The organism is Acetobacter sp. P1H12_c (assembly GCF_018811975.1).
Taxonomy (GTDB): domain Bacteria; phylum Pseudomonadota; class Alphaproteobacteria; order Acetobacterales; family Acetobacteraceae; genus Acetobacter; species Acetobacter persici.
In genome coordinates this window covers 2,501-5,580 of the sequence record NZ_JACRVR010000064.1, presented here as the reverse complement: position 1 = coordinate 5,580, position 3,080 = coordinate 2,501, and the positions used below count along the sequence as shown (strand labels likewise).

Below are 3,080 nucleotides of genomic sequence, written 5' to 3'. Positions count from 1 at the left end.
TGGTTGCGGGGGCAGGATTTGAACCTGCGGCCTTCAGGTTATGAGCCTGACGAGCTACCGGGCTGCTCCACCCCGCGGTGGTGTTTTGTTGGGTAGACTGGAAGACCTGGCGGCGACCGACTTTCCCACGACTTAAGCCGCAGTATCATAGGCGCTGGGGGGTTTCACGGCCGAGTTCGGGATGGGATCGGGTGGATCACTCCCCGCCATGGCCACCAGGTCATCCAGTCCACCCTGAGTGGGGTGGTGTGGATGCGGTTGGTGTTTATTTAAAGAGAGGTTTGATGTGTGACGCGTGCATGGATGATTTCTGTGCACGGGCTGTCCTTTTAAGGGGACAGTATGAGAGTGAGCCTATAGAGCGATTAGGACCAGTTAGCTGCACGCATTACTGCGCTTCCACACCTGGCCTATCAACGTGATGGTCTATCACGGCTCTCAGGGAGATCTAGTTTTGAGGTGGGTTTCCCGCTTAGATGCTTTCAGCGGTTATCCCGTCCACACTTAGCTACCCGGCGGTGCCGCTGGCGCGACAACCGGTGCACCAGAGGTATGTTCATCCCGGTCCTCTCGTACTAGGGACAAATCCTCTCAAATCTCCAACATCCACGGCAGATAGGGACCGAACTGTCTCACGACGTTCTAAACCCAGCTCACGTACCACTTTAATCGGCGAACAGCCGAACCCTTGGGACCTGCTCCAGCCCCAGGATGTGATGAGCCGACATCGAGGTGCCAAACCTCCCCGTCGATGTGGACTCTTGGGGGAGATCAGCCTGTTATCCCTAGAGTACCTTTTATCCGTTGAGCGATGGCCCTTCCACGCGGGACCACCGGATCACTATGGCCGACTTTCGTCTCTGCTCGAGCTGTCACTCTCGCAGTCAGGCGGGCTTATGCCATTGCACTCAACAGCCGGTTTCCGACCGGCCTGAGCCCACCATCGCGCGCCTCCGTTACACTTTGGGAGGCGACCGCCCCAGTCAAACTGCCCACCATACAGGGTCCCGGATCAGGCTAACTGACCACGGTTAGACATCAGAAAAATTCAGGGTGGTATTTCAAGGATGGCTCCACAAGGACTGGCGCCCCTGCTTCAAAGCCTCCCACCTATCCTACACAGAATGTCTCTGATGCCACTGTAAAGCTGCAGTAAAGGTTCATAGGGTCTTTCCGTCTGACCGCGGATACCCCGCATCTTCACGGGGAATTCAATTTCGCTGAGCCGATGCTGGAGACAGCGGGGAAGTCGTTACGCCATTCGTGCAGGTCGGAACTTACCCGACAAGGAATTTCGCTACCTTAGGACCGTTATAGTTACGGCCGCCGTTTACCGGGGCTTCAATTCAGTGCTCTCACACCTCCTCTTAACCTTCCGGCACCGGGCAGGCGTCAGGCCCTATACGTCGTCTTACGACTTCGCAGAGCCCTGTGTTTTTACTAAACAGTCGCTACCCCCTGGTCTGTGCCACCCGCCAATGGTTGCCCACTAACGGGTCTCGTTTATCCCGAAGTTACACGAGTAATTTGCCTAGTTCCTTCAGCATCGTTCTCTCAAGCGCCTTGGTATTCTCTACCAGTCCACCTGTGTCGGTTTCGGGTACGGTCTATATGCCAGAGCTATTTCCTGGAATGCGCCAAAAGCCAGTCCAATCCGATAAGGACTGACAACATATTGCATTCGTCACTTCTGGCAGGTTCAGGACTATTCACCTGATTCCCATCGACTACGGCTCTCGCCCTCGCCTTAGGGGCCGACTAACCCTGCGTGGATTAACCTTGCGCAGGAACCCTTGGACTTTCGGCGACAGTGTTTCTCGCACTGTTTGTCGCTACTCATGTCAGCATTCGCACTTCCGATATCTCCAGAGAGGGTCACCCCGTCTCCTTCACAGACCTACGGAACGCTCCGCTACCGCGCATACAGAGTATGCACCCACAGCTTCGGCACGTGGCTTGAGCCCCGTTACATTTTCGGCGCAGGGTTTCTATTAGACCAGTGAGCTATTACGCTTTCTTTAAAGGATGGCTGCTTCTAAGCCAACCTCCTGGTTGTTTTGGAATCCCCACATCCTTTCCCACTTAGCCACGATTTAGGGGCCTTAGCTGGTGGTCTGGGCTGTTTCCCTCTCGACAATGGACCTTAGCACCCACTGTCTGTCTGCCAGGCTAATACTTCCGGGTATTCGGAGTTTGGTTAGGTTTGGTAAGGCTTTGGGCCCCCCTAGCCCATCCAGTGCTCTACCCCCCGGGGTAAATACCTGACGGTCTACCTCAATAGATTTCGCGGAGAACCAGCTATTTCCGAGTTTGATTGGCCTTTCACCCCTAGCCACAGCTCATCTCCGACTTTTTCAACAGGCGTGAGTTCGGCCCTCCAGTGCGTGTTACCGCACCTTCAGCCTGGCCATGGCTAGATCACTCGGTTTCGGGTCTTCTGCCAGCAACTAGACGCCCTATTCAGACTCGCTTTCGCTACGCCTACACCTACCGGCTTAAGCTTGCTGCAAACAGAAACTCGCTGACCCATTATACAAAAGGTACGCCGTCACCCCATAAGAGGCTCCGACTGCTTGTAGGCATTCGGTTTCAGGTCTATTTCACTCCCCTCGTCGGGGTGCTTTTCACCTTTCCCTCACGGTACTTGTTCACTATCGGTCACCAGGGAGTATTTAGGCTTGGAGGGTGGTCCCCCCATGTTCAGACAGGGTTTCACGTGCCCCGCCCTACTCAAGGATCTTTAAAAGCACTACGCATACGGGACTATCACCCACTATGGCCACCCTTTCCAGAGTGTTCTGCTTCTCTTCCAAAGACCACTGGCCTGTTCCGCGTTCGCTCGCCACTACTAGCAGAATCTCAATTGATGTCTTTTCCTCCAGGTACTGAGATGTTTCAGTTCCCCGGGTTCGCCTCGTAGTCCTATGTATTCAGACCACGATACCCTTGCGGGTGGGTTGCCCCATTCGGATATCTACGGATCAAAGCCTGCTCGCGGCTCCCCGTAGCTTTTCGCAGCGTGCTACGTCCTTCATCGCCTCCTGGTGCCAAGGCATCCACCGAATGCCCTTATCGCGCTC

At 55.0% G+C, this 3,080-nt stretch carries 1 tRNA gene and 2 rRNA genes (1 of these 3 cut by a window edge); all 3 read right to left on the bottom strand.

From position 1 onward, the window contains the following. Positions 1–77: transfer RNA gene (locus KP699_RS15710), tRNA-Met, on the bottom strand. Between the two features lie 27 nt (positions 78–104). Then, positions 105–220: ribosomal RNA gene (gene rrf, locus KP699_RS15705) — 5S ribosomal RNA — on the bottom strand. A 124-nt stretch (positions 221–344) separates the two neighbouring features. Continuing rightward, positions 345–3,080, bottom strand: a 23S ribosomal RNA gene (locus tag KP699_RS15700); it runs 4 nt beyond the window's last position.